The sequence below is a fragment of the Paractinoplanes lichenicola genome, from assembly GCF_016785085.1.
Classification (GTDB): domain Bacteria; phylum Actinomycetota; class Actinomycetes; order Mycobacteriales; family Micromonosporaceae; genus Actinoplanes; species Actinoplanes lichenicola.
This window is the reverse complement of record NZ_JAENHO010000013.1, coordinates 307,342-331,951: the sequence shown is the minus strand read 5'-3', so window position 1 is coordinate 331,951 and position 24,610 is coordinate 307,342. Positions and strand designations below refer to the sequence as shown.

The following is a 24,610-nucleotide window of genomic DNA, read 5'->3' as shown; positions in this document are numbered from 1 at the left end:
CCGTTGAAGTGCGGCTCGGACCGTTACCGTCATGCCTCGGAGCTGAGGAGGAGCCGAAACTGTGAGCACTACCGTGAGGTCTGCCGATCTGAGCCACGGCACCGCAGCGCACGACGGGACCCTCGACCGTTGGTACATCAAGAATTCGGCCGGCATATTCCCGTGGCGGGCGGGCAACGGCGAGAAGCTGACCGACTACGAAGTGGACAGGTTCCTGCGATCCGGGCGCATCACCGTCATCGCGCCCGAGCAGGACCACTATCCCTTCGCCTGAGCCGCCTCGGCCGCGGGCTCTACGCGGGCCACGAAGGCATATGCGTTCGATATACGCAGGCCGCCTATCTTCTCCCGGACACCCCTTGGGAGAGGAACCCTTCGATGCGGAAAACTGCGGCACTCGTCGCGACGTCCGTCCTCGCGGCCGGCACCGCGCTGCTGGGAACGGCCGGCCCGGCCTCGGCGGCGCCCTGCGAGGCGATCCAGGAGAAGAACACGGCCGCGTACGGCGTGGTCCAGAACGCCATCTTCTTCGACTGCAACGCCAAGATCCTGCAGTTCGACACGTACGCCTCGGTGCCGATCAAGGCCGAGTCGTGGGTGCGTGTCATCTACCTCAACGGCAGGCAGTCGGTCGTCCTCAAGTACACCAACGACAACAACGGCAAGCAGGGCGACGCCGACTTCAAGTGGCACTTCTGGAACCCGATCGATCGCCCGTCGGTGAGGCGGATCGAGTTCCACACCGCCCTCGGGCCGGACGGCAACGTCACCTGGGTCGACAAAGCCATCGATCTCTGAGGTCCGCCGGACTCCCTGTGCCGCCGCGCAGCCCCGGGCCGCGGCGGTGCGGGGCCGGCCGGGGAACTCCGATCAGTCGGATCTTCACCCGGCTCAGTGACGCGGGGTGATTGACGACAGCCATCAATGAGACTCTGGGCCGATGACGGAGCAAGCGGAAGAGACGGTACGCCGGCACGCCATCGAGGACATCGGCGTTCCGGACGGTCAGCCGATGCTGTTCGCGCACGGCTACGGCTGTGACCAGAACATGTGGCGGCTGGTCACACCGTTCTTCGCCGACAGCTACCGGGTTGTGCTGTTCGACCACGTCGGGGTCGGCCGCTCCGACCTGCAGGCTTACGACGACGCCCGCTACGGCAGTTTGGACGGCTACGCCTCCGACGTCCTGCGGATCGTGCACGACCTCGATCTGCACGACGTGATCTTCGTCGGTCACTCGGTCAGCGCCATGATCGGTGTGCTGGCCGCGATCCGCGAACCCGACCGCTTCGCCACCCTGATCCTCGTCGGCCCGTCGCCGTCATACATCGACGACGGCGATTACGTCGGGGGGTTCAGCCGCAGCGACATCGAGGAGATGATGCACGCCCTGGACAGCAACTACCTGGGCTGGTCCAGCGCGATCGCACCGATGATCATGGCAAACCCGCAGCGGCCGGAACTGAGCCAGGAACTCGTCAACAGTTTCTGCGCCACGGACCCGGACATCGCCAAGAAGTTCGCCAAAGTCACGTTCTTGTCGGACAACCGTAAGGATCTGGCCGAGGTGACCACGCCCTCACTGGTCATGCAGTGCACCGACGACATCATCGCCCCGCTCGCGGTCGGGGAGTACGTCACCGCTCACCTGCGGGAGAGCACCATGGTCGTCATGAACGCCACCGGGCACTGTCCCAACCTCAGCGCGCCGGAGGAAACCATCGAAGTCATCACGGCGTACTTGAAAGGCCGCTGACCCGCGGCGCGGGGGTAGAGCCAAGACTGGTTCGGAGAAACTGTTACGGACGGGCCGACGCGTCGTGGATGTCGCGCAGAGTGGGAACGGCCGAGAAAGCCACCCACAGGGTCGCCGCGGCGACGCCGGCCGCGCCGGTTCCCATCGCGGTCAAGGGGCCGGTCTGGGTCGCGATGATGCCGCCGGCCGCGGCGCCGACCGGGATGGCACCCCAGGAGACCAGCCGGTAGGCGGCGTTCACCTGGCCGCGTAGCTCTTTCGGGGTGGCGGCTTGGCGCAGGCTGACGGCGTGGACGTTGGCGATGCCGATGCCGGCTCCCATGACGACGAAGATCGAGCACAGCAGGGCCAGGAGACCGCTGCCGCTCCGGTCGGCGAGAAGCACACCCAGGGGTGCGCCGTTGCCGACGGCCAGCGTGACGAGCAGGACCCGGCCGTACCCGAAACGGGCGGTGAAGCGGGCTCCGAACCACGCGCCGGCGAACGATCCCAGGCCGCCGGCCGTGAATATCGCGCCGATGGCCAGCGGGCTCAGATGAGCGTCACGGACGACGTACAGCAGCAGGCCGAGCATCAAAATCTCGTTGAAGAGGTTGAAGGTGGCGGCCTCGCCGAGCAGTGGCCGCACAAAACGGTGGCGGAGCGTGAACGTGATGCCACGCACCAGATCGAGCCGGGCGGGTGTGCGATCTGCCGGCTGGTCCTTGAGCGGCTCCGGCAGGCGGATCCGGCTCAGGGAGATCGCTGAGACCAGGTAGCCGCCCGCGTTGAGCAGGAGGGCGAAGGGTGCGGACAGGGCTTGAACCAGCAGGGCGCCGACACCGCGACCGCCGATCTCGGCCGCTGATTGCGTGGCGGCCAGCTTGCCGTTGGCTCCGACCAACTGACCCTCCGTCACGATCTTCGGCAGGAGGGCGAAGTCGGCCACCTGGAAGACGACCGTGAGAGTGGCGGCGGCGAAGACGACGATATAGAGGATCGGCATGCCGGCCGTCCCCGTCCACGCGGCCAGGGGGAGAAGCGCGACGAGCAGTGCCCGGCCCAGGTCGGCGCCGATCATCAGCCGCAACCGGCTGTGCTCGAACCGGTCGACCAGCAACCCGACCGGCAGGGTGGCCAGCAGGAACGGCAGGAACTGCGCGACCCGCAGGGTGCTGGCCTCGGCGGCGGAGGCGGACAGCGTCACCAGGGCGAACAGGGGCAGCGCGATCTCGGCGACTTCGCTGCCGAGCGTCGAGGCGGCCGATCCGCGCCAGAGCCGGCGGTAGTTCGGGTTGGACCAGGCCGAGGGCGCTCGCCCGGGGTTCGTCGTGCCCTTAGTAACCGGCTTCATAGCCAAGGAGGTTATGGCTAACCGCTCAAGGGGGCAAGTTGGTTATGATGGCGACGTGTCAACCGGTGTCTCGATGGCGGCCCCGGACCGGCTGGAGCTGGTCCGTCGGTTCGTCAACACCCTGGACGTCGAAGACGGCATCGATGCCATCGGCGACGCCGAGGGGCTGTCGAGCTGGTTGAGTTCGGCCGGCCTGGAACTGGGCCTACCGCCCGGCGACGACGAGCTCCGCCGGGCGCACGAACTTCGGGAAGCCTTGCGAACGGCGGCCCTCGGCCACCACGACGGGTCCGCTCTGCCGTTCGCGGTGACGACCGTCCTGGACGACTTCGCCCGCCGGGCGGCCGTCTCGATCTCCTTCACGCCAGAGGGCGGCTGGCGCGCGACAGCTGGGGCACAGGGTGTCGACGGGGCGCTCGGCGAAATCGTTCTCCGGGTGGTCGACTCGATGACCGCGGGCACCTGGCCGAGGCTCAAGATCTGCGCCCGGGACTCGTGCCGCTGGGCCTTTTACGACACCTCCCGCGCCGGCACCGGGAAGTGGTGTTCCATGCGGCTGTGCGGCAACCGGGCCAAGCAGGAGGCCTGGCGCGACCGTCGCCGGACGCCCGGCCAGGACGGGTGAAACCTCGCCGGCCCGTCAGACCGGGCCGGCGTCGTCCGGGGCGGAGTCCAGGTGCTCGGACAGAACGCTCCGCAGGGCCGGCCGGCCGCTTCAGCGGCTTCCACCCCGGGGTGGGCCTGGTGACCGGCGTGCTGCCGCGGGGCTGCTGCTCAACATCATCCCGCTGGCCCTCCGCCGCCTCTGACCCAAGAAGTTCGAGCCCGGGTACGCGAGGCGCGGCGTACCCGGGCGGCCGGGAGGCGTAGCCGGGTGTCCGGATTCCGAAGGCCCGATCCGCTTCCCGCAATGAGCTTTTTCGTATGCCGAACCGGTTCTTCATCAGGGCTCAGGCGCCGTTGTGTTCGCGCCGATTACCGGTCGTGAGGCACACGCGGATCTGGTCCTGGTGGCTCGCGGCCGGCGTGCCGGTTCCGTCCGGGGGCTCGCCCGATGTGTGAGCGAACGGACCGGTATCGCGGCCGGGACACCGATTTCCCTGCGGAGGGGACAGTATGGGTGCATCGCGTCGTAGGACCTTCTTCGCCGATCTCAGCGTCAGAGTCAAGGTGCTCACAGCGGTCACGGCGGCGGCTCTGGTGGCGCTGCTCGTCGGCATCGTCGGGCTGGCCGCGCTGAACGCGGCCAGCCACTCGGCGCAATTGATCTACCGCTCCAACCTCGCCAGCGTCGAGGCGTTGGGGCAGCTGAGAGCCGCCGCGATCCAGGCCCGGGTGGACCTGGCGAACCAGGTGCTATCCGTCGCGGACGCCGACACCGAGAAGTTCACCGATGCCGTCGCCGCCGACCTGCAGGCCGTGGCCGCCGCGATGACCGTGTATCGGGCGAGTATGCCGGCGCCCGAACCACAGCTGATCGACGATCTGCAAGCCAACTGGGAGGCATATGTCGCCGTGGTGAACGAAAGATGATCCCCCTAGGGGCCGGCAGAGGTTCGCCGAGTGGACGTCGATCCGCGACAACGAGGCGCTTCCGCTCGTGCAGAAGATCAACGAAAACCTGGCCACCATGAAACGGGTCGAGACCGCCGACGCGGCCAAGAACGCCTCCGCAGCGAGATCGAGCTACGAGTCGAGCCGCACTACGACGATCCTCACGATGGTCGTCGGGCTGCTGCTCGCCCTCGGACTGGGCTTCTGGGTGGCTCGCAAGATCGTGCAGTCGTTGACCACTGTCACGTATGTGTGCGACGGGCTCGCCGACGGAGACCTCACCCGTCATACCGGCCTCGAGACGCGTGACGAGCCCGGCCGGATGGGGCAGGCGCTGGACGCGGCGATGGCTCGGTTACGGAGGACGATCACCACCATCGAGGGATCCGCTGCCTCCTTGGCTGGTGCCTCCGAGCAGATGAACAGCACCACGGCAACCATCGCGACGTCGGCTGAGCGGGCCTCGATGCAGGCGCAAACCGTCTCCGCCGCGGCCGAGGAGGTATCGCGCAGCGTGGACACCGTCTCGTCCGGCAGCGAACAAATGGGGGCGTCGATCCGGGATATCTCTCAGAACGCCGCCGAGGCCGGCAAGGGGTTCGCCGTCGTCGCCAGCGAGGTCAAAGACCTGGCACAGGAGACGGCCCGAGCCACCGACGACATCTCCCGGCGGGTCGAGGCGATCCAGGCCGACACCAGCGGTGCCGTGGCCGCTATCGAGGAGATCTCCATCGTCATCGAACGCATCAGCCAGTTCCAGACCACCATCGCATCGGCGGTGGAACAGCAGACTGCCACGACGGCCGAGATGAACCGCAGCGTCGCCGAGGCCGCCGGCGGCACCGCCGAGATCGCGCACAACATCACCGGCGTCGCCGAGGCCGCCCGGATGACTAGCGAAGGCGTGGCACAGACGCAGCAGGCAACCGCGGAACTCGCACGGATGTCCACCGAGCTGAGCGGACTGGTCGCCACCTTCCGCCTATGAGCAAGGCCCAGGTGACGCAGTCGCGCGTCACCACCAGGGCCCTGTACGGAGGTCGTCGGGTCCAGCCCCGTGACCGGCACGCCGCGGGACCGTGACTCCAAGCGAGGCACCCGCTCCAGCTGATCGGGTGGCAACACGAGAGCGCGGGCCAGGGCCTTCACATCGCCGCTCCAATCCGGCAGCCGCCGCAGCGCCGTACGCACTTCCTCGTCGTCGAGCAAGGCGGTGTGCCCGCTCGGACCGACGAGGCCGCCGCCCGGTCGTGGCGGCCGGGTCAGCTCCGTCAGGTCCTCCGGGATAGACAACGTGCCGAGTACGGCCTGATCTTGCGCCTCGATGGCGCTGAGCACGGCCTGGACGCGCAGCCGGGCTTGCTCCGGGGTGCAGCGCAAGAGGTCACTCACTTCGCAGCCGCACCGCTCCCGTGTCGGGGTTGGTGTCGCCGGTCGGCGGTGGCCGGTGCGGCCAAGCCGCGTCCGGCTCCGGCGGCGGCGGTCCCGGCTTCGGCCACTGTCGCCACCGGAGGAATCGGCAGATCTGCCAATCGACACCGCCGGGCGATGGTGATCCGATGGCGGGGGAGGGGAGCGCGCGGCTCGGTGATTCCGCGCGGCGGCGGCGGTGCGCCTGCCCCACAGATCGTGGCCGGACCGGCGAAGCGCTGACCCATGATGAGGAGAAGCGAGGCGATGTCGATGGTGGACTCTCTCGACAAATGCTGCTGGACCGTGGCCCTGAGCGGACGACCGGCGTAGGCCCCGGCCCCGATGGCTCGCAATGGACAGCACCGTCCGGAGATCGTCGTCGGATTGGTGGCGACTCCGCCGGATCACCCGGCGCGCGTCGTCGCGCGGTTGACGCGCGAGTTGGCCGATCAGCTGGCCGAACAGGTCGACGCGAACGTGCGCTGGACTGTGCGGACGGGCTGGGGCGAGGTGGCGCCCCGGCGCGACGGTGGCGTCGAGGCGCTGCTCGACGGTGTTGCCAAGCGGCGCGCCGACGAGCGGTGGGACGTCGCGATCTGCCTGACGGACCTGCCGTTGCACACCGATCGGGTGCCCCTGGTCGTCCAGACCTCCGCCCGGCGACAAGTCGCGCTGGTGTCGTTGCCCGCGCTGGGACTGCGTCAGCTGCACGCGGTCCGCCGGGTCGTTCCCGATCTGGTGAGCCGGCTGCTCACCGACATGGGCGACGAGCGGGTCTCGCCGGCCGGCTGGGCGCCGGCTGAGATGGCCGCCCGGGTCGCCTCCGTCCGCCGGATGACCGGCGAGAGCGAAGCCGGGGAGTGGGGCTACGTGGCCTCACGACTGGTCGGGCGGGCGCGGCTGCTGACCGGGATGATCCGGGCCAACCGTCCGGGGCGGGCCCTGGTGGGTCTGTCGAAGTTGCTGGTCGGCGCGTTCGGCACGGCCGCGTTCGCGCTCGCCACGAGCACCATCTGGCAGATGGGCGATGCGCTCGGCGGGTTGCGTCTTACTGTGATCATGCTGCTCGGGTTGACGGCGCTGGTGGCCTGGCTGATCGTCGCGCACGATCTGTGGGAGAAGCCGGATCAGCAGACACCGGCCGAGCTGGCCCGGCTGTTCAACCTGGGCACTGTGCTGACCCTCGCCCTGGCCACGGCGGTGTCCTATGTTGTGCTGTTCACCGGGACGGCACTTGCGGCAGCGTTGCTGATCGACACATCGGTGCTGGAAGAGAACCTTCAGCGGCCGGTCGGTGTCGCCGACTACCTGACGCTCGCCTGGATCATCAGCTCGCTGGCGACCGTCGGCGGCGCGATCGGCTCCGGCCTGGAGGACGAGGACACGGTGCGGGCCGCCGCTTACGGCTACCATCCCGAACCCGACGGATGGCTGGACGAGAGGGATGGATAGCTCCGGCGGGGGGAGATGAGCATCGCGTGTCCCCAGCCGAGGTCGAACCTGCGACGCCGCCCTCCGGGTGGGCGCCGTTGCGCCGCCCGGTCTTTCGTGCCCTCTGGCTCGCCCAGTTCGTAGCCAATACCGGCACCTGGATGCAGACTGTCGGCGCGCAGTGGCTGATGGGCGACCTCGGCGGCGGCGCGCTGGCGGTCGCGCTCATCCAGGCCGCCACCACGCTGCCGGTGTTCCTGCTCGTCGTGCCGGCCGGCGCGTTGGGCGACATCCTGGACCGGCGGCGGTTGCTGCTGACCGGACAGGCGCTGATGTGCGCCGGGGCTGCCGGGATCACCCTCACGACCGCCTTCGACCGGACGACGCCGGCCCTTTTGCTCGGGTGGATCGCCGTCACCGGCGTGGGTCAGGCGCTGTCGGTGCCCTCGTTCCAGGCGATCCAGCCCGAGCTGGTCAGCCGGGGCGAGGTACCGCAGGCGGCGGTGCTCAACGGGGTGAATGTCAACGTGGCGCGGGCGGTCGGCCCCGCGGTGGGCGGCCTGCTGATCGCCGCCACCGGCCCGGCTTCCACCTTCGCCTTCAACACGCTGTCGTTCCTCGGCGTACTGGCGGTGCTGTACCGGTGGCGGCGGCCGCCCGACCACCGGCCCCTGGGCGCCGAGCATGTGGCCGCGGCAACCCGGGCCGGCGCGCGCTACATCCTGAACGCTCCGCGATTCGCGACCGTTCTCATGCGGTCCGCGCTGTTCATGATCTTCGCGAGTTGCCTGTGGGCGTTGCTGCCGGCTGTCGCCCGCGGGCCGCTGCGGCTCGGCGCCGACGGGTACGGCGTGCTGCTGGCCGCCGTCGGCATCGGGGCGGTCGCCGGAGCCTTCGCGATCGGCCGCCTGCGCGCGGCGATCGGCGCGAACGCGGTGGTGAGCGCGTCGACGGTGGCTTACGGCGGGGCCGTGGTGGTGATCGGCGCCGGGCCGCGGGTCGCCTTGGTGCTGCCGGCGCTGGTGGTAGCCGGCGCGGCATGGATCGGGGTGCAGTCCACCCTCAACGCCACCGCGCAGGCGCTGCTGCCTGCTTGGACGCGGGCTCGGGCCCTGGCCTACTTTCAGCTCGTCTTCATGGGCGGGCAGACGCTGGGCGCGATCGGCTGGGGGATGATCGCGGGTCTGTCCGGGTTACGGGCGGCGTTCATCGTGCCCGGCTGCGCTCTGCTGCTGACGGCCGCGCTGACCGTCCGGAGATTTCGCCTGCCGCGGACGTCACTCGACCTGAGCCGGATGCCGTTCTGGCCCGAACCGGCCGGCGGCCCGGACTCCCAATCCGGGGCCGGTCCCGTGCTGGTCGAGGTGCAGTGGCGGGTCCCCCAGCCGAACGCCGAGGCGTTCGTCGACGCCATGCTTCACGTGAGCCGCTCGCGGAAACGAACCGGTGCCACCTTGTGGGGTCTGTTCCGGGACGTGTCCGACCCCTCCCTGTACGTCGAGACGTTCACCGTGGCGACCTGGCACGAGCATCTGCGTCAGCACTTCGAACGCGGCACCGTATGGGATCGGGAGCTGGAGGCGGCAGCCCGGGCGCTTACCGAGGACGGCGCCGACCCGGTGGTCCGGCACCTGATCTGGGCGGGCGCACTGCGACCGTCACCGGATCATCGAGTGTGACGCCGCGGTCCGGTGGGGTGGCAGTCAGAACTGCAGCACCGCCTGCAGCTCCTGCCGCTTGCGCGTGGCCAGGTCGAGGAGCAACCCCGGGCCCTCGTCGAACGGCACGACCGCGGTCACCAGGTGCTCGCGGACAGCCGGGCCGTAGTCGCTCAGGAGCTCGATCGTCTCCGCTGACAGGCGTTCGCGGTCCCAGAACGGCGCCAGGCCGCGCGGCACCCGGCCGATCTGGGCGCAGCGCACGGACAGCCCGTTGTGGTGGAACTCCGCCCCCAGCCGCAGCTCGTCCGCTCCACCCTGATAGAACGCGAGGTCGATGACGGTGCCCTGGGGCCGCAGCAGCCGGAGAGCCAGATGCAGCGACGCGGCCTGTCCCCGGCACTGGAAAACCACGTCGGCCCCTCGGTCATCCGCGGTGTGCCGCCAGGCCGTCTTCAGAGTCACGGCGGGGTCGCCGGCGGCCGGATCGAGCGCCTCGAGCCCCAGCGATACGGCGACCTCCCGTCGAGCCGGTGTCGGATCGATCACCACGACCGACGCGGCCCCGTGCCGGCGAGCGAACAGCGCCGTCAGGAGCCCGACCACACCGGCGCCGGTCACGACGACGCGGCGACCGGCGACCCCGTCCGCCAGGCTGCGAACGGCTGTGCCGTGCAGGTCGGCCGCCGCGTGCAGCAGCCCGTTGGCGCAGATCGGTCCCATGTGGGCCACATAGATGCCCAGCAGCGGGTCGAGCGGGTGGCAGCGGGACGACCCGGTCGCGCAGCGGATCGCCGTGGACGGCACCCGGGTGCGCTGGGTCGGTTCGGTCATGGGCAAGGCCCGCGACGAGCTGGTGGCCGGGGCCCGGGTGGCACTGTTCCCGTTGCGCTGGAACGAGCCCGGCGGTACGGCAGTGGTCGAATCGCTGGCGCTGGGCACACCGGTGGTCGGCATCGGCCGCGGCTGCCTGCCGGAACTGGTCGAGCACGGCCGCACGGGACTGCTCACCACGGCGGAGGACGAGCTGGGCGATCTGGTCGAGGCCGTGGGTGTCCTCGACGAGCGTGAGTGCCAGGAGCAAGCAGCTCGTCGCTTCACACCCGCGGTGATGGCGGCCCAGTACTTGAAGATCTACGAACGCTTGATCGCCTGAAAACCCTTTCCCGTACGGTGTTCGGCCGCTCAGTCCTCCCGGCGAGTGCCGGCGCATCCGGAGCGTCGGCCGGCGCGGGTCACGCGTCGTCGCCGCCGGTTCGATGGCGCCGGTTGGTGTCCCGGTCTCCGGTGTCGGCGTCCCAGACGGCCTGCCCGGGCTCCGGCGGTGTGCTGTCCTCGGAGCGGATCGCTTCGGGTTCAGGGATCCGGACCCCACGAGCGCCCGCGCCGGGTGGTGGTTGGTGCTGCTCGGCCGCTTCGGAACCGGTCGCCCCGCCCGGCGTGGCGACATCGGAGGACCCTTTGGCCGGCCCTGGTCGCTGGGAGTCCTCGAGGCTCTGCGGCGTTCGGGCGTCCCCTTGCCGGACGTCCCGCCCGAGGTCGGCCACGGCGGTGCCGTACTTCACGTCGAACGCGGGACGTTCGGACCGGATGCGCGGCATGCGGTCGAAGTTGCGCAGGGGTGGCGGGCAGCTGGTCGCCCACTCGAGCGAGTTGCCGTAGCCCCACGGGTCGTCCACGTCGACGACCCGGCCGATGCGATAGCACTTCCACACGTTGTAGAGGAAGAACAGGGTGGACACCCCGAGCACGAAGGAGCCGATGGTGGAGACCGTGTTGAGGATGGTGAACTCGTCGGTGGGCAGGTAGTCGGCGTAGCGGCGCGGCATGCCCTCGGCGCCGAGCCAGTGCTGCACCAGGAAAGTGGCGTGGAAGCCGATGAACATCGTCCAGAAGTGCGCTTTGCCGAGTCGTTCGTCGAGCATCCGCCCGGTCATCTTGGGGAACCAGAAGTAGACGCCGGCGAAGACAGCGAAGACGATCGTGCCGAACAGTACGTAGTGGAAGTGGGCGACGACGAAGTAGGTGTCGTGCACGTGGTAGTCGATCGGCGGGCTGGCCAGCAGGATTCCGGTGAGCCCGCCGAGCAGGAAGGTGACCAGGAAGCCGATCGAGAACAGCATCGGCGTCTCCAGCGACACCTGGCCCTTCCACATCGTGCCGATCCAGTTGAAGAACTTGACCCCGGTCGGCACGGCGATCAGGAACGTCGTCGCGGAGAAGAACTGATTGAGCACCTGCCCGGTGGCGAACATGTGGTGCGCCCACACCACCATGGAATACGCGAAGATGAAGACCGTCGCGAAGACCATTCCCTTGTAGCCGAAGAGCGGCTTGCGGCTGAAGACGGGGATGACCTCGGTGATGATGCCGAAGAACGGCAGCGCGACGATGTAGACCTCGGGGTGGCCGAAGAACCAGAACAGGTGCTGATAGAGCACCGGCCCGCCGTGCGAGGCGTCGAAGACGTGCGCGCCCAGCTTCCGGTCGGCGTACAGGGAAAGCAGGAGAGCGGCGAGCAGAGGGAAGACGACGATCGCCATCAGCGCGGTGATCAGAATGTTCCAGGTGAAGATCGGCATCCGGAACATAGTCATGCCCGGCGCTCGCAGCGTGATGATCGTCGTGATCATGTTGACCGAGCCGAGAATGGTGCCCAGCCCGGTGAGCACCAGTCCGATGATCCACATGTCGCCGCCCGGGCCGGGGCTGTGGGCGTAATCGCTCAGCGGCGGGTAAGCGGTCCAGCCGTAGTCCGGCGCGCCGCCGGGGGTGAGGAAGCCGGCTACCACGACGATGCCGCCGAGCAGGTACAGCCAATAAGCGAACGCATTGAGGCGCGGGAACGCCACGTCGGGCGCGCCGATCTGCAGCGGGATCATGTAGTTGGCGAAGGCGAACACGATCGGGGTCGCGAACAGCAGCAACATGATCGTGCCGTGCATCGTGAACATCTGGTTGTACTGCTCGGGGGAGAGGAACTGCAGGCCCGGCCGGCCCAGCTCGCCGCGGATCAGCAGCGCCATCACCCCGCCGATCAGGAAGAACCCGAACGACGTCACGAAGTACATCAGGCCGATCTGCTTCGCGTCGGTGGTCCTCAGCAGCCTGGCCAGCGCGCTGCCGCGGACCTGCCGTCGTACCGGTCCAGGGTAGCCGGGTGAGCTACCGGTCCGGATGACTACCGGCTCAAGCCGCTCCTCCGGCGTCTGAACTGCTCGATCGACCATCGGTCCTCCACTTAGTCGCCTACGAGTCGGCGCGGCCTACCCCGGCTCCGCGGCCTCAAACGCCGACGGGGGTGTCTTTTGTGGACAGAGGAGCGTCCAGGCGGCCGGCTCGGCCGGAAGTAGCTTTCGGGCGGTCTGGTGAAGTCGCGCTCAGCAGGAGGGAAGAGAGTCGCCAGTGTCGGTCACTGAGAGTGAAGGCCGTCTTACCTGCTCTGTCAGTTCTCACCGATAGTGACTCGGGTGGGAAGTATTTTTCGCATAATCTGCACGTTAAGACGGACTCGCATGCGCATACTGCGGATCTTCCCTGGAACCCACCGACCACCAGCGCGCTGTGCATAACGGTACGTAAACAGATTGTTGTTACCCGGCAAGTGGTTCAGAGATGCCCGGCGATACCACCGTCAGCGGTCTTGACGGAACGCCGGCCAGGGACGGAAGGAGAGCGATGTCGGAGCTCATGGCGAATGCGGTGGCCTTCGCCGCAGAGATCAACCGGATCACCTGTGCGGGTGGCCCGCCTAGTCAGCTGGTGAGCCTGTGGGACCCGCTGCGCGAGATCATGCCGTTCTCCGGGGCGTGGCTGGGCGTGCTGGACGGCGGCGGCGGACACTACTTGACCGCTGCCGCGCTCGGCCATGAGGGCGTGACGCGTACCCACATCGAGTCGCGGGGATACTGCTCGGACGTCGAGTCGTCCGGCGTGCTGCGGCGTGGCCAACCGGTGCGGCTGCGGAGCGGCGACCTGCCGTCCGCCTACGCATCCCTGGATCAGCTCTGGTGGCCGGCCGGGGAGCACTACGGTCTCGGAATGCCGCTGACCGCCCCGGACGGACGACCGATCGGGCTGCTCGTTCTCGTCACCGACGAGACCGGCGACCCCGGCGACCCCGACTGCCGGCTGATCGGTGAGATCGCGCCGATGATCACGGCGGCGGTCGATCCGATGACCTCGATCATCGGGCTGGCCGGCCTGGTCGACGACGCCCGCGCCTCGGCAGTGGTCGGCCCGGACCGCGCGGTTCATCCGTTGCCCGGCTCGCCGGCGCATCCGCTGCTGTCCTCCGGTGGTCAGGTGGTCGCCATCGCCTCGGACCGCCTGAAGACCCACAGCAGCCCCACCTCCTTCCTGTGCCCGTACCCGGGGCAGGGGGCTGACGACTGCGTCCGCGTCACAGCGATCGCCTGCCCGCCCGATCCGTACTCGCCGTACGCCGAACTGGTGATCCTGTCGCCGGCGGGCGATCTGCACGGTCTGACCCGGCGTGAGCTCGAAGTGCTGGGGCTGGTGATCGACGGCGCGACCAATCGGCAGATCGCCGCCACGTTGTTCATCACCGAGCGCACCGTGGCGGCCCACCTGGAGCACATCCGGTCCAAGCTCGGCGCGCCGACCCGCACCGCGGCCGCCGTCCGGTCGCTGGACCAAGCTCTGTACTTCCCGTCTCAACTGGCCGGAGCCGACGCTTGACTCTCGCGATGCCGGTGGCTGGCAGTGGTGTACTGGTCGACCTGATTCCACAGCGGCAACGTGTCGCCGAGCATCGCGGCCCGGAGCCAGGCCAGTCCACGGCGGATCAGCCGGGACACATGCATCTGCGAGATCCCCAGCACGGTGCCGATCTGGGTCTGCGTCAGGTTGCCGTAGAACCGCATGATGATCATGCGGCGGACGTCCGGAGGGAGGTGACGCATCAACTCCACGACGGCGACCCGGTCCGCGACGGCCTCCAGCGTTTCGTCCGGCACGCCGACCAGGTCGCCGAGTTCCGTGTGGCCGTCCTGGCCGACCGGCATGCTCAGCGACACCGGATGGCGCGCGGTCTTGCACAATCGGGCGCTTCGTACGTCTTCCTCGCTTACCCCCAGGCGGCAGGCGACCTCCCGGACGGTCGGCGTTCGGGCCAGCGTCTGGGTGAGTTCGGTGGTGGCGCGGTCGACCTCCATGGACAGTTCCTGCAGGCCCCGGTGCACCCGTGCTCTCCACGCGTTGTCCCGGGTGTGCCGCTTCATTTCGCCAGTGATGGTGATGACCGCGAAGGCAGTAAAGGAGCCCCGCTGGGGGTCGTACCGGTCAACCGTCTTGACCAGGCCGAGCCGGGCCACCTGACGAATGTCGTCGGAGTATTCGATTCGTGTTCGATAACGCGACGCCAGCCGGTCCGCGAAGGGAATCAGGGCGCGGATGAAATCGTCCCGCAGAACGTGCCTCTGTGCCGTGTCGCCATGTGCCTGCGCGACGGCGTACGCCAATGCCTCGGTGTCCAGGTCGGTTACTTCTGAAAAGGTGATTTCGCGGTCTTCGCCGTGCACCCCGGTTCCCCTTTGCCGCTCGGCCGAATGATGCGGAACGCTCCTTGTGAGAATCGCCGTTCCTCAGGTCGGCGTCGATCGGCATGATTGCCAATATCGAGGCCGCGACGAGCCGGCGCCCCGGACAGCTCAGCGGCGCAGGTGCGACCGCCGAAGCCGGATCCAGCGGTAGCCGAAGCCGTCCAGCTCGAGATCGCACAGGTCGAGGCCGGGGTATTCGCGATCGCTGAACACCTCGACCGGCGGGCTGTCGCCGGCCGGTCGCACGGGCAGGCTGATCCGGGTCGGACGGTCACTCAAGTTGTGCAGGAACACGATCGAACCACCAGGGGCATCGGCCCGGTGGGCGAAGACGTGTGCCGGCTGGACGTGCAGGACCTGGTGATCGCCGACGCCGATCTCGCCACATTCGTGCCGGGTGTGCAGCATCCGCTCGAACCACATCAGCAACGAGTCCGGGACCCGGCGCTGGTCGGTCACGTTGACCTCCTCGTACGAGTGCGGGCCCTCGCCGATCACCGGGCGGACCAGGTCCTGGGCCGCTGCCGTGCTGAAGCCGGCATTGGCGGTGGCCGACCACTGCATCGGTGTCCGGATCGCGTCGCGTTCCGGCAGCCGCAGGTCCTCGCCCATGCCGATCTCGTCGCCGTAGCGCAGCACCGGGGTGCCGGGCATGGTGAACTGAAGGCTGTAGGCCATCCGCAGCCGGCGCCGGCTGCCGCCGAGCATCGTGGCCAGCCGGCGCCGGATGCCCCGTCCGTACAACTGGTGGCGGCGTTCCGGGCCGAAGGCGGCGAAGACCGTTTCCCGTTCGGACTCCGGCAGGTGCGACAGGTCGACTTCGTCATGGTTACGGAGGAACGTCGCCCACTGCCCGTGGCGGGGCAGCCGAGGCAGCGCAGCCAGCGCCCGGGCCACCGCGGTGGAATCCTGCCGGGCCAGAGACAGCATGAGCGCCTCGTTGAGCCGGAACGCGAAGAGCATCTGCAGCCGGTTCGCGGCGCCGTCCGCGTCGCCGAAGAACTGGACGAGGTCCTCGTTGGGTACGTTGGCCTCGGCCAGGAAGACTACGTCGCCCCGGCGCCACGACACCCGCTCCCGCAGTTCGGTGAGGACCGAGAAGTCGCGGTGCTCCGGGTCTCCGCCGGGCTCAGTACATTCGATCATGAACGGTGCGGCGTCGATCCGGAAACCGCTCACCCCGAGCCGCTCCCAGAACGACACGATCTTGACGAGCTCCTCGCGAACGTCCGGGTTGGCGATGGCGAGGTCGGGCTCGAAGTCGTAGAAGCGGTGGTGGTACCAGGCGCCGGCCTGGTCGCTGTAGGTCCACGTCGTCTTCTGGATGCCGGGGAAGACCATGCCCTCATCACGGTCGGGCGGCTCCTGGTCGGACCAGACGTACCAGTCGCGGTGCGCCGAGCGCGGGTCGGTGCGGGCCGAGGTGAACCAGGGATGCTCGTCGCTGGTGTGGTTGAGCACCAGATCCAGCATGATGCGCAGACCACGCTCGTCCGCGACGTTCATGAGTTCGGCGAAGTCCCCGAGGCTGCCCAGGGCCGGGTCGATGTTGTAGTGATCGCTGACGTCGTACCCGCCGTCGCGCCAGGGACTGGGGTGGAGGGGACTCAACCAGAGCGTCGTCACGCCGAGCCGGCCGAGATAGTCGATCCGGCTGATCAGGCCGCGCAGGTCGCCGACACCGTCGCCGTTGGAGTCTTGGAAAGCCCTTACATCCAGGTTGTATATGACACCGTTGCGGTACCAGCGCTCAGCCACCGTCACCTCTCGGGCTTTTTGAACCGGCCCGATGCCGGCCCGGGCTGCGCTTTCAGGATTTGCGTTTCGGTGGGCCGCGTCTATTGGTAGCTCTGCCAATAGCCGGGGGTGTTGGCAATTCTGCCAATACCGCGCCGGCGGCGCTGCGCGTGTAATAGGGGGGTCCGAAGCGCAAAAACTGTGACAAGGGAGAGTAATGAAGGCGGTGGTTTACGAGGGGCCGCGGCAGGTCAGCGTCAAGGATGTGCCGGATGCGCGGATCGAACGGCCGACCGATGTGCTGGTGCGGATCACATCGGCCAACATCTGCGGTTCCGACTTGCACATGTACGAGGGCCGGACCGACTTCGAGCCCGGCCGCTGGTTCGGGCACGAGAACCTGGGTCAGGTGGTCGAGGCCGGCGCCGGGGTCGACAAGGTTCAGGTGGGGGACTGGGTCGTTCTGCCGTTCAACATTGCGTGCGGGCACTGCAAGAACTGCGAGCGCCAGCTCACGAACTACTGTCTGACCGCGCAGCCGGAGCCGAAGATGGCCGGCGCCGCGTACGGCTTCGCCGACATGGGCCCGTACGGCGGGGGACAGGCCGAGTTGCTGCGCGTGCCCTGGGGTGACTTCAACTGCCTGCGGCTGGGGGAGGACGCCGAGCAGCGGCAGACGGATTACGTGATGCTCGCCGACATCTTCCCGACCGGCTATCACGCCACCGAGATGGCCGGTGTGCAGCCCGGGGACCAGACGGTCATCTACGGCGCCGGTCCGGTCGGCCTGATGGCGGCACTGTCGGCGACCATTCGCGGGGCGAGCAAGGTCATGATCGTCGATCGGCATCCCGACCGGCTGCGCCTGGCCGAGTCGATCGGTGCGATCGCCATCGACGACTCGAAGGTCGATCCGGTGCAGGCCGTCCTGGACGAGACGATGGGGCTGGGCGCCGACAACGGTTGCGAGTGCGTCGGCTACCAGGCCCACGAGCCGGACGGCCAGGAGCGGGCCAACCTGACGATGAACCGGCTCGTCGCCTCCGTGCGGTTCACCGGCAAGATCGGCAATGTCGGCGTCTTCGTGCCGCAGGATCCGGGCGCCGGCGACGAATTGGCCAAGCAGGGCAGGCTGGCCTTCGACTACGGCATGTTCTGGTTCAAGGGCCAGCACATCGGCAGCGGCCAAGCGCCGGTCAAGAAGTACAACCGGCAGCTGCGCGACTTGATCGCCGGGGGCAGGGCCGAACCCTCGTTCATCGTGAGCCACGAGCTGTCGCTGGACCGGGCGCCGGAGGCTTATGAGCATTTCGACAAGCGGGACGACGGCTGGACGAAGGTTGTCCTGCATCCGGCGACGGCAGGGGCGGGTGCCTGAGATGGCCGGAGAACTGAACGGACGCAAGGTTGCCATCCTCGCCGCGGACGGCGTGGAACGGGTCGAACTCGAGCAACCACGGCAGGCGCTGCGGGAAGCCGGAGCCGGCACCGACATTGTCTCCATCCGCGGCGGCGAGATCCAGGCCCGCAACAACGACCTCGAGGACGCCGGCACTTTCCCGGTCGACCAGTTGGTCGGCTCCGTGTCGGTCGACGACTACGACGCCCTGCTTCTTCCGGGCGGGACGGTCAACCCGGACAAGCTGCGGATGGAACCGGCCGCGGTGCAGTTCGTCCGGGACTTCGTCCAGTCCGGCAAACCGGTCGCCTCGATCTGCCACGGCCCGTGGAACTTCGTCGAGGCCGGCGTCGCCCGCGGCCGCCGGTTGACCTCGTGGCCGAGCGTGCGCACCGATTTGCGCAACGCCGGGGCCGAGGTGGTCGACGAACAGGTGGTCACCGACGGCAACATCACGACGAGCCGGTCGCCCGACGACCTGCCGGCGTTCTGCGAGCGCATCGTGCGGGAGTTCGCCCGAACTCCGCAGCCGACCGGGACAGGAGGCCGGGCATGACTTCGTCGATCGGAAATGTGGCGTCCCTGGCCGCCCGTGGCGCCGGCAGCGTGGTGCGTCACGTGCGCGCAGTGGTCAACCCGTCCGCCGCGCATCCGGCCGCCGCCGGACATTCGGCATCCGGGTGGCTCGTCGTGACCGTGTTCGTCGAGCCGTCCGAGCTGGATGCCGCGAAGCTCCCCGCGCCGCTGGCCGAGTTCGGCGACCGGATCGAGGTTCGCATCCAGGCCGCCCCCGGCGGCAAGGGCACCGAACTGGCGGCGCGGCTGCGCGACCGGCCGCGTCCGGGCGGCGCGCTCAGCCGGCTGAGCGGCCAGGACCCGGAGGCCGGCCTGCGGTCCGCGTTGCGCCGGGCCAAGCAGCTCATCGAGGTGGGTGAGGTGCTGGCGGTGGACCCGGTGCCGCACGGGGAGCGGACGGCGACCCCCGGTGGCGCGTTTCTGGAGGGCTGGACCAAAGCGGCGCCGAAAGGTGGTGTGCGATGAAGGCGGTGACCTGGCGCGGGGTCAACGAGATCGGCGTCGAGGAGGTGGCCGAACCGACGATCATCAACGATCACGACATCATCCTCGAGGTGGGGCTGAGCGCGGCGTGCGGCTCGGACCTGCACCTGATGGGCGGCTACATCCCCGCCATGCGTGCGGGGGACGTGCTCGGGCACGAGTTCATGGGACGGGTCGCCGAGGTCGGTCGTGGCGTGACGAAGCACCAGGTGGGCGACCGGGTGGTGGTGGTGTCCTTCACCAGCTGCGGGCAGTGCTGGTACTGCCGGCAGGGGCTGTGGTCGCTGTGTGACAACGGCAATCCCAATCCGGGTATCACCGAGGCGCTGTGGGGCCAGTCCATCGGTGGCTGCTACGGCTACTCCCACGCGCTGGGCGGCTGGGCGGGCAGCCATGCCCCGTTCATCCGCGTTCCGTACGCCGATCAAGGGGCTTTCGCGATCCCCGACGGCGTCTCCGACGAGCGAGCTCTGTTCGCGTCCGACGCCGCCCCCACCGGCTGGACCGGGGCGCACCAGGCCGAGGTTCGGCCGGGCGACGTAGTCGCAGTGTGGGGTGCCGGTGGCGTGGGCCAGATGGCGGCTCGCGCGGCGATGCTCATGGGCGCCGAGCGGGTGGTCGTCATCGACCGGTTCGACAATCGGCTTCAGCAGGTTCGCACGCACATTGGGGCGGACACCCTCCATTACGAGAAGGCCGAGGTGCCCGCCGAGCTGCGCGAGATGACAGGTGGACGAGGGCCGGACGTCTGCATCGAGGCGGTGGGCATGGAGGCCCACTCTCCGGGCCCGCAGTATCTCTACGATCAGGTGAAGCAGCAGATGCGGCTGCAGACCGACCGGCCCACGGCGGTCCGCGAGGCGATCTACGCCTGCCGTAAGGGTGGGACGGTCTTCACCCTCGGCGTGTTCGCCGGTCTGGTCGACAAGTTCCCGCTCGGCGCCGTGATGAACAAGGCGCTGACCCTGCGTGGTGCCCAGCAGCACGGGCACCGATACATCCCCGAGATCCTCGAGCGGATGAGCCGCGACGAGATCAGGACAGAGCACCTCGCCACCCACGTGATGCCGCTCAGCGACGGGCCGAAGGGCTACCAGATGTTCAAGAACAAGGAGGACGGGTGCGTCCGAGCCGTGTTCCGGCCGAGCATGTGAGGACGCAGAGGTCGACCATCCTTTCGGGGCGCCGTTTGCTGCTGTGCCTCGGGGGCGGGATCGCCGCGGCGGTATTGACCGCTGTGCTCGGCCTGCCCGAGATCGCAGTGCTCGTCGGCTGGTCGGTCGCGGCCGGCGGTCTGCTGGTCTGGGTGTGGCGGATCAGCTGGCGGCGCGGTGCGGACGGGACCAAACGGCTGGCCGAGGAGGAGGGCCGCACCCGTGTCACGGACGCGGCGGTGCTGGGCGCGGCGGTGGTCAGCCTGGCCACCGTCGTGGAGGCCCTCGTCCGGTCCGGCACCCAGGACGCCGTCGGGGTGGCCATCGTGATTCTCGGTGTCCTCGTGGTGGTGCTGTCGTGGGCATTGGTCAACATGGTCTTCGCTCTGAAGTACGCGCGTCTGTACTACTCAGGCGGGGACGGCGGCATCGACTTCGGCCAGCCGGAACCGCCCGCTTACAGCGATTTCGCCTATGTAGCGTTGACCGTGGGGATGAGCTTCGCGGTATCAGACATTCAGATCGCCGATCCACAGATCCGCAAGGTCGCCCTCGGACATGCTCTGCTGTCCTTTCTGTTCGGAACCGTCATCATCGCCGTGGCGATCAACCTGGTGACGAACTTGGGACAGCAGTCCTGACGGAGAGAGTTGCCCCCTCCGCGCGGACATAGGTGTACGTCTCGGTGGTGTACGACATCCCGGGCGGCGCGCTCGGCAAGGCGGTCGCGAAGCGTTTCGGTGGGGAACCGCACCAGCAGCTCGACAGTCAGCGGCGTAACCGGGCATCGGCCGAAGGGTCCTGCATGTCGCCCCTTCGGGCCAGGTGGTGGAGCTCGTTTCGGAACCGGGTCATCCACTGATCGATCTCAGCTCCGGTCCACCACAGCCGCCGGGGTGAGTATTCCCAGACGATGCGGGTCGTGCCCCCGACGACCGTGCACTCGACGTGGAGCGGCGGTTGCCGCACGCCGGCCCCCGGGCCCCTGACGTCACCTATGGCGGCCGCGCTCAGAGAGAACAGGCCGCTGCGGCTCCGCGTCGGCATCTCGCCTTGGAAGGCGAACGAAAGCGTCGGAGCCGGGGCCTGGCGGATCGTCTGCCGCACGTCCGGGTCGTCGCTCAGATATTTGAGGCCGTCGAACGACAGACCCGCGGACGGGACACCGGCAAGCCGTTCGCCCACCGCGCTCAGCGTCTCGGCGGGGCCCTGGGACCGGCTGTCGGCGAAGGTGAGCGGGAAGGTGCAGTGCAGATCGCCGACCGTCCGCGAGAGATCGAGGCCGTGCACCGCTGTCTGCCTGCCCGAGCCGGAGAGCTCAACCACGAGCCGCTCGCAGCTCCACTGGCGCTGAGCGGTTCGCACCAGCGCCGTGAGCAGGGTGGTGGCGAGCGGTGCCCGGCCTGGGTCCAGCCCGGTCATCCGTACGGTGCGGAGCGCGCGCGTCTCTTCGGGCGGCAGGCTGTCGCGGGCGGTGACCAGCTCGTCCGCCGGCATGCCGGGCTGCGCCAGCGGGTCGTAGGTGGCCGGTGGCGGCACCGCGAGCTGAGCACGCCAGAACTCCAGATCCGTTTTCGCGTCCCGGCGGGCGAAGTCGTTCATCCAGCCGGAGAAAGCCTCGAAGCGCGCCGATGTGCGGGCCAGCCGCGGGGCCTCGCCCTGTTCGTCCAACCGGCAGAGCTGGTCCAAGTCGTCCAGCAGGATGCGCAGCGTGACCCCGTCCATGACGAGGTGGTTGACCGCGAGGAACAGGCGTTGCCTGGAGCCGGTCTCGATCAGCAGGAGACGCATCAGCGGGCCGCGCTCGACGCTGACGCGGTGATGCTGCTCGCGGAGGAGCGGCGCGAGCATGTCGGGCCGTTCCAGCGTGACCGACTCGACGGCGAAACTGCCCTCGATGTCGCCGTAGCGCTGCGCGAATCGGCCTTCGTCCCGGCGGAATCGCAGGCGCAGCGCCTCGTGCCGGGCGACCAACGCGTACGCGGCCCGGCGCAGGCGGTCCGTGGTGAGCCGCCGATGGACGTCGATCATGACCGTACGGGTCCAGCCGTCCCATCGCCCCAGCTCCAGGGCGTGCCGCTGGGCGGCGCTGAACGGGACGTCACCGGTGTCCGGACCCTCGCGCGGCTCGGGCGGAGCCGGCTCGAAGTGCCGTACCAGCGAGATCGCTATCGCCCGCAGAGTCGAGTCGCCGCCGAAGCTCGCCGGTGCGATGCGCGCTCCGGTCCGGTCCTCGACGCGATGGGCCAGATCGATCAACCCGAGCGAGTCGAGGCCGACGTCGACCAGCGGCCGATCCACCGATACGTCGTCCGGGCCGGTCAGGTGCAGCACCTCCGCGACCTCGGTCTGCAGCAGCCGGAGCACGTATTCCGGCTCGGCGGCCGGGCCCGCCCGCGGCAACGTCCTCGACCTCGGCCTGCGCTGGCCCGCGATCGCCGAGGAACGCAGCAAGCCGGCCGACCACTGGTGTTTGGATTGTGCGCGCCGCAGCTTCCCGCTGGTCGTCTTCGGCAGGCTGTCCGGCCTGATCAGCAGGACCTCATGACACTGCACCCCGCAGTGCGAGGTCACCGCGGCCCGGATCGCCGAGGCCGCGCGGTCCAGCGGGATCGGCCCGGAGTTCCGCAGGACCTTCTTGCGCAGTTCGGCCGCCACCACGACCCGCTCGACGCCGTCGACCCGCACCCCGAAGGCGACCGCGTTGCCCGGCCGCAGAGCCGGATCGGCCGCCACGACCGCCGCTTCCAGATCCTGCGGGTGGATGTTGCGGCCGCCGACGATGATCAGATCCTTGAGGCGGCCGCACAGGAACACCTCGCCGTCGTCGCCGATCACCCCGAGATCACCCGTACGCAGGAAACGTCGCCCGTCGTCCGGCCCGTGCCCGGTCGCCAGGCGCGCGGCGAAGACGGCCGCGTTCTCCTCCTCGGTTCGTCCCCAATAGCCGCTCGACACGCTGGGACTGGAGATCCACAGCTCACCGACGGCGTAGGCCGGCCGCGGCCGCCGGGTCACGGGGTCAACGGCGATCACCGAGACACCCCACTCGCTGTCGGGCACGCCGCTGCCCACGAGTGTCACCGCCGGTGCGCCCGGGGCCGGCGCGACGATCACGCCGTCGCGATCCAGCCGGGCCCGATCCCCGTGCAGCAGCGTGGGCTTCCGGCCGGCCCGGCCGCAGACGAACAGCACGGCCTCGGCCATGCCGTAGACGTTGACGAACGACGCCGGGTCGAAGCCCATCCGGCCGAGCGCGGCCCCGACGCGGTCCATCGTGGCGACCAGCATCGGCTCACCGCCCTGCAGGGTGGAGCGGACCGACGAGAGGTCGAACGAGTCGCCGTCGCGCAGACCGCGCAACACGTATTCGTAGCCGAAGTTCGGCCCGGCGATGTGCGTGCCGCGGTAGCGATCGATCGCCTCGAGCCAGAGACGCGGGGTGGTCAGGAAGGTCGTCGAGGAGAAGGCGATGCAGCGCGCCCCGGTGTACATGGCGTTGAGGATTCCGCCGGCCAGCCCCATGTCGTGGAACAACGGCACCCAGCCGACGAGCACCGACCGGCTGTCGACCTGCGTGTTGCGCGCGATCAGCTCGAGATTGTGCGTCAGATTCCGGTGCCGTACGACGACGCCCCGGGGATCCGACGTCGAGCCGGAGGTGTATTGCAGGTACACGACGTCGTCCGGGCCGAACCGGGAGGCCGCTCGGGTCAGCCGGGCCGCGGCCGCTTCGGGATCAGCACGTTTGACCCGATTGGACAGCAGCCAGGCGAGTTTGGGCCAATCCGACGTCTCGCGGCCGCGCCAGCGGCTCGCCACGCCGTCGCGTACCGACGCCATCGTGGCGAGCGCGCGGTACCTCGCATGGGTGAGGGCGACGCGGGCGCCGCTGTCCTCGGCGATGTGCCGGAGCTTGGGCAGCTCTCGCTCGAGATGCCGCGGGTCGGGGCTGGCCACGGGGACCGCGATCGCACCGAGGAGCATGCAGCCGAAGAAGCTCGCGACGAACTCCAGGCCATCGGGCGGGAAGACGAGCAGCACACGGTCGCCGGGCCCAACCCCGGCCGCCTCCAGGAGGTCGGCGGTGCCGGCCGCCCGCCGGACGATCTCCTGGCGGTCGGCGGTGTCGATCTCTTTGCCGTGGCGATCGAGAAACGTGTAGAGGGGCGCCCCGGGAGCGGCGCCGAGCCGGTCGGCCATGATGGTCAGCAGGCTCGCGGACAATCCAGGACTCCGATGGACGGGGGAGTGACTCGTTCGGACATTACCCCGGTCACCATTGAGGGGGCCGGTCCCGCCGTGAGCTGCGATCCCCGGTGCCTTCGTTCCTACCGGCCGGGCTCGCTCGACGCCATCCTCCCTGGGTTCACCAGATCGAGCGGATCAGTGGAACCCCTCCCGGCGGACCGGCGATCGGGCGGCGACTCCTCGGCCGGCGGCCGCTTGAAATGCCTGGTTACCGGCGGGGAACTTCAACGCCGGGGGTCGTCCAGCCGGGCATGCTTGGATTGCTGGCCATGGCCCACCTTCTGCAACGCCGCGCCGGTCA

Annotated in this window: 21 protein-coding genes; 15 read left to right on the top strand and 6 right to left on the bottom strand. The window is 69.1% G+C overall.

Annotated features, from left to right (window positions below):
• Window positions 1-61: 61 nt before the first annotated feature.
• From JKJ07_RS38890 to JKJ07_RS38880, 3 genes are all read left to right on the top strand, one after another.
• Window positions 62-274, top strand: coding sequence for a hypothetical protein (locus JKJ07_RS38890; RefSeq protein WP_202997011.1), 213 nt, complete (start codon window positions 62-64; stop codon window positions 272-274).
• 104 nt (window positions 275-378) lie between these two features.
• Window positions 379-798: a hypothetical protein gene (locus JKJ07_RS38885; protein WP_202997010.1), complete on the top strand. Its 420-nt coding sequence runs from the start codon at window positions 379-381 to the stop codon at window positions 796-798.
• Between the two features lie 142 nt (window positions 799-940).
• Window positions 941-1,756 carry an alpha/beta fold hydrolase gene (locus JKJ07_RS38880; RefSeq protein ID WP_202997009.1) on the top strand — a complete coding sequence of 272 codons (816 nt, stop codon included), beginning with the start codon at window positions 941-943 and terminating at the stop codon, window positions 1,754-1,756.
• 43 nt (window positions 1,757-1,799) lie between these two features.
• Here the strand turns inward: JKJ07_RS38880 and JKJ07_RS38875 are convergent, their stop codons facing one another.
• A complete protein-coding gene (locus JKJ07_RS38875) occupies window positions 1,800-3,089 on the bottom strand; it encodes an MFS transporter (RefSeq protein ID WP_202997008.1) in 1,290 nt (429 codons plus the stop codon).
• A gap of 55 nt (window positions 3,090-3,144) precedes the next feature.
• Here JKJ07_RS38875 and JKJ07_RS38870 point away from each other — a divergent pair, with 55 nt between their 5' ends.
• The 5 genes from JKJ07_RS38870 (at window position 3,145) to JKJ07_RS38855 (ending at window position 9,166) form a co-directional block, all read left to right on the top strand.
• Window positions 3,145-3,714: a CGNR zinc finger domain-containing protein gene (locus tag JKJ07_RS38870; protein ID WP_202997007.1), complete on the top strand. Its 570-nt coding sequence runs from the start codon at window positions 3,145-3,147 to the stop codon at window positions 3,712-3,714.
• 575 nt (window positions 3,715-4,289) lie between these two features.
• The gene (locus JKJ07_RS52050) at window positions 4,290-4,622 is read left to right on the top strand and encodes a Tar ligand binding domain-containing protein (RefSeq protein ID WP_307834632.1); all 333 of its coding nucleotides are present in this window, start codon (window positions 4,290-4,292) and stop codon (window positions 4,620-4,622) included.
• A gap of 67 nt (window positions 4,623-4,689) precedes the next feature.
• The gene (locus tag JKJ07_RS38865) at window positions 4,690-5,631 is read left to right on the top strand and encodes a methyl-accepting chemotaxis protein (RefSeq protein WP_307834631.1); all 942 of its coding nucleotides are present in this window, start codon (window positions 4,690-4,692) and stop codon (window positions 5,629-5,631) included.
• 854 nt (window positions 5,632-6,485) lie between these two features.
• Window positions 6,486-7,508, top strand: coding sequence for a hypothetical protein (locus tag JKJ07_RS38860; protein ID WP_236030610.1), 1,023 nt, complete (start codon window positions 6,486-6,488; stop codon window positions 7,506-7,508).
• Window positions 7,484-9,166, top strand: coding sequence for an MFS transporter (locus tag JKJ07_RS38855; RefSeq protein ID WP_236030609.1), 1,683 nt, complete (start codon window positions 7,484-7,486; stop codon window positions 9,164-9,166). Before JKJ07_RS38860 ends, JKJ07_RS38855 begins: the two co-directional genes overlap by 25 nt.
• Before the next feature lie 24 nt (window positions 9,167-9,190).
• Here the strand turns inward: JKJ07_RS38855 and JKJ07_RS38850 are convergent, their stop codons facing one another.
• Window positions 9,191-9,979: a zinc-dependent alcohol dehydrogenase gene (locus JKJ07_RS38850; RefSeq protein WP_236030608.1), complete on the bottom strand. Its 789-nt coding sequence runs from the start codon at window positions 9,977-9,979 to the stop codon at window positions 9,191-9,193.
• Between JKJ07_RS38850 and JKJ07_RS50610 the strand changes: the two genes are divergently transcribed.
• Entirely contained in the window at window positions 9,978-10,301 is a 324-nt protein-coding gene (locus tag JKJ07_RS50610; RefSeq protein WP_236030607.1) for a glycosyltransferase, read from the top strand. The two genes, JKJ07_RS38850 and JKJ07_RS50610, sit on opposite strands and share 2 nt — an antisense overlap.
• A 79-nt stretch (window positions 10,302-10,380) precedes the next feature.
• Here JKJ07_RS50610 and ctaD read toward each other — a convergent pair whose 3' ends face one another.
• Window positions 10,381-12,375, bottom strand: a complete 1,995-nt coding sequence (gene ctaD / locus JKJ07_RS38845; protein ID WP_202997004.1) for an aa3-type cytochrome oxidase subunit I — start codon at window positions 12,373-12,375, stop codon at window positions 10,381-10,383.
• A gap of 448 nt (window positions 12,376-12,823) precedes the next feature.
• On the opposite strand from ctaD, the gene JKJ07_RS38840 reads away from it, so the two are divergent.
• Window positions 12,824-13,846, top strand: coding sequence for a LuxR C-terminal-related transcriptional regulator (locus JKJ07_RS38840; RefSeq protein WP_202997003.1), 1,023 nt, complete (start codon window positions 12,824-12,826; stop codon window positions 13,844-13,846).
• Here the strand turns inward: JKJ07_RS38840 and JKJ07_RS38835 are convergent.
• Window positions 13,822-14,688, bottom strand: coding sequence for a sigma-70 family RNA polymerase sigma factor (locus tag JKJ07_RS38835; protein WP_202997002.1), 867 nt, complete (start codon window positions 14,686-14,688; stop codon window positions 13,822-13,824). The genes JKJ07_RS38840 and JKJ07_RS38835 overlap by 25 nt on opposite strands.
• A gap of 129 nt (window positions 14,689-14,817) precedes the next feature.
• Window positions 14,818-16,467, bottom strand: a complete 1,650-nt coding sequence (locus tag JKJ07_RS38830; protein ID WP_202997001.1) for an alpha-amylase family protein — start codon at window positions 16,465-16,467, stop codon at window positions 14,818-14,820.
• Window positions 16,468-16,663: 196 nt separating this feature from the next.
• Here JKJ07_RS38830 and JKJ07_RS38825 point away from each other — a divergent pair, with 196 nt between their 5' ends.
• From JKJ07_RS38825 to JKJ07_RS38805, 5 genes are read left to right on the top strand one after another with little or no spacing between them, the layout of a single operon-like run.
• Entirely contained in the window at window positions 16,664-17,824 is a 1,161-nt protein-coding gene (locus JKJ07_RS38825; protein ID WP_202997000.1) for a glutathione-independent formaldehyde dehydrogenase, read from the top strand.
• A 1-nt stretch (window position 17,825) separates the two neighbouring features.
• Window positions 17,826-18,401, top strand: a complete 576-nt coding sequence (locus tag JKJ07_RS38820) for a type 1 glutamine amidotransferase domain-containing protein (RefSeq protein WP_202996999.1) — start codon at window positions 17,826-17,828, stop codon at window positions 18,399-18,401.
• The gene (locus JKJ07_RS38815) at window positions 18,398-18,886 is read left to right on the top strand and encodes an SRPBCC family protein (protein ID WP_202996998.1); all 489 of its coding nucleotides are present in this window, start codon (window positions 18,398-18,400) and stop codon (window positions 18,884-18,886) included. Before JKJ07_RS38820 ends, JKJ07_RS38815 begins: the two co-directional genes overlap by 4 nt.
• Entirely contained in the window at window positions 18,883-20,058 is a 1,176-nt protein-coding gene (locus tag JKJ07_RS38810; RefSeq protein ID WP_202996997.1) for a zinc-dependent alcohol dehydrogenase, read from the top strand. Before JKJ07_RS38815 ends, JKJ07_RS38810 begins: the two co-directional genes overlap by 4 nt.
• A complete protein-coding gene (locus tag JKJ07_RS38805; RefSeq protein WP_202996996.1) occupies window positions 20,025-20,699 on the top strand; it encodes a DUF1345 domain-containing protein in 675 nt (224 codons plus the stop codon). The genes JKJ07_RS38810 and JKJ07_RS38805 overlap by 34 nt, the downstream gene beginning before the upstream one ends.
• Window positions 20,700-20,826: 127 nt before the next feature.
• Here JKJ07_RS38805 and JKJ07_RS38800 read toward each other — a convergent pair whose 3' ends face one another.
• Window positions 20,827-24,285 carry an AMP-binding protein gene (locus tag JKJ07_RS38800; RefSeq protein WP_202996995.1) on the bottom strand — a complete coding sequence of 1,153 codons (3,459 nt, stop codon included), beginning with the start codon at window positions 24,283-24,285 and terminating at the stop codon, window positions 20,827-20,829.
• Between the last annotated feature and the right edge of the window lie 325 nt (window positions 24,286-24,610).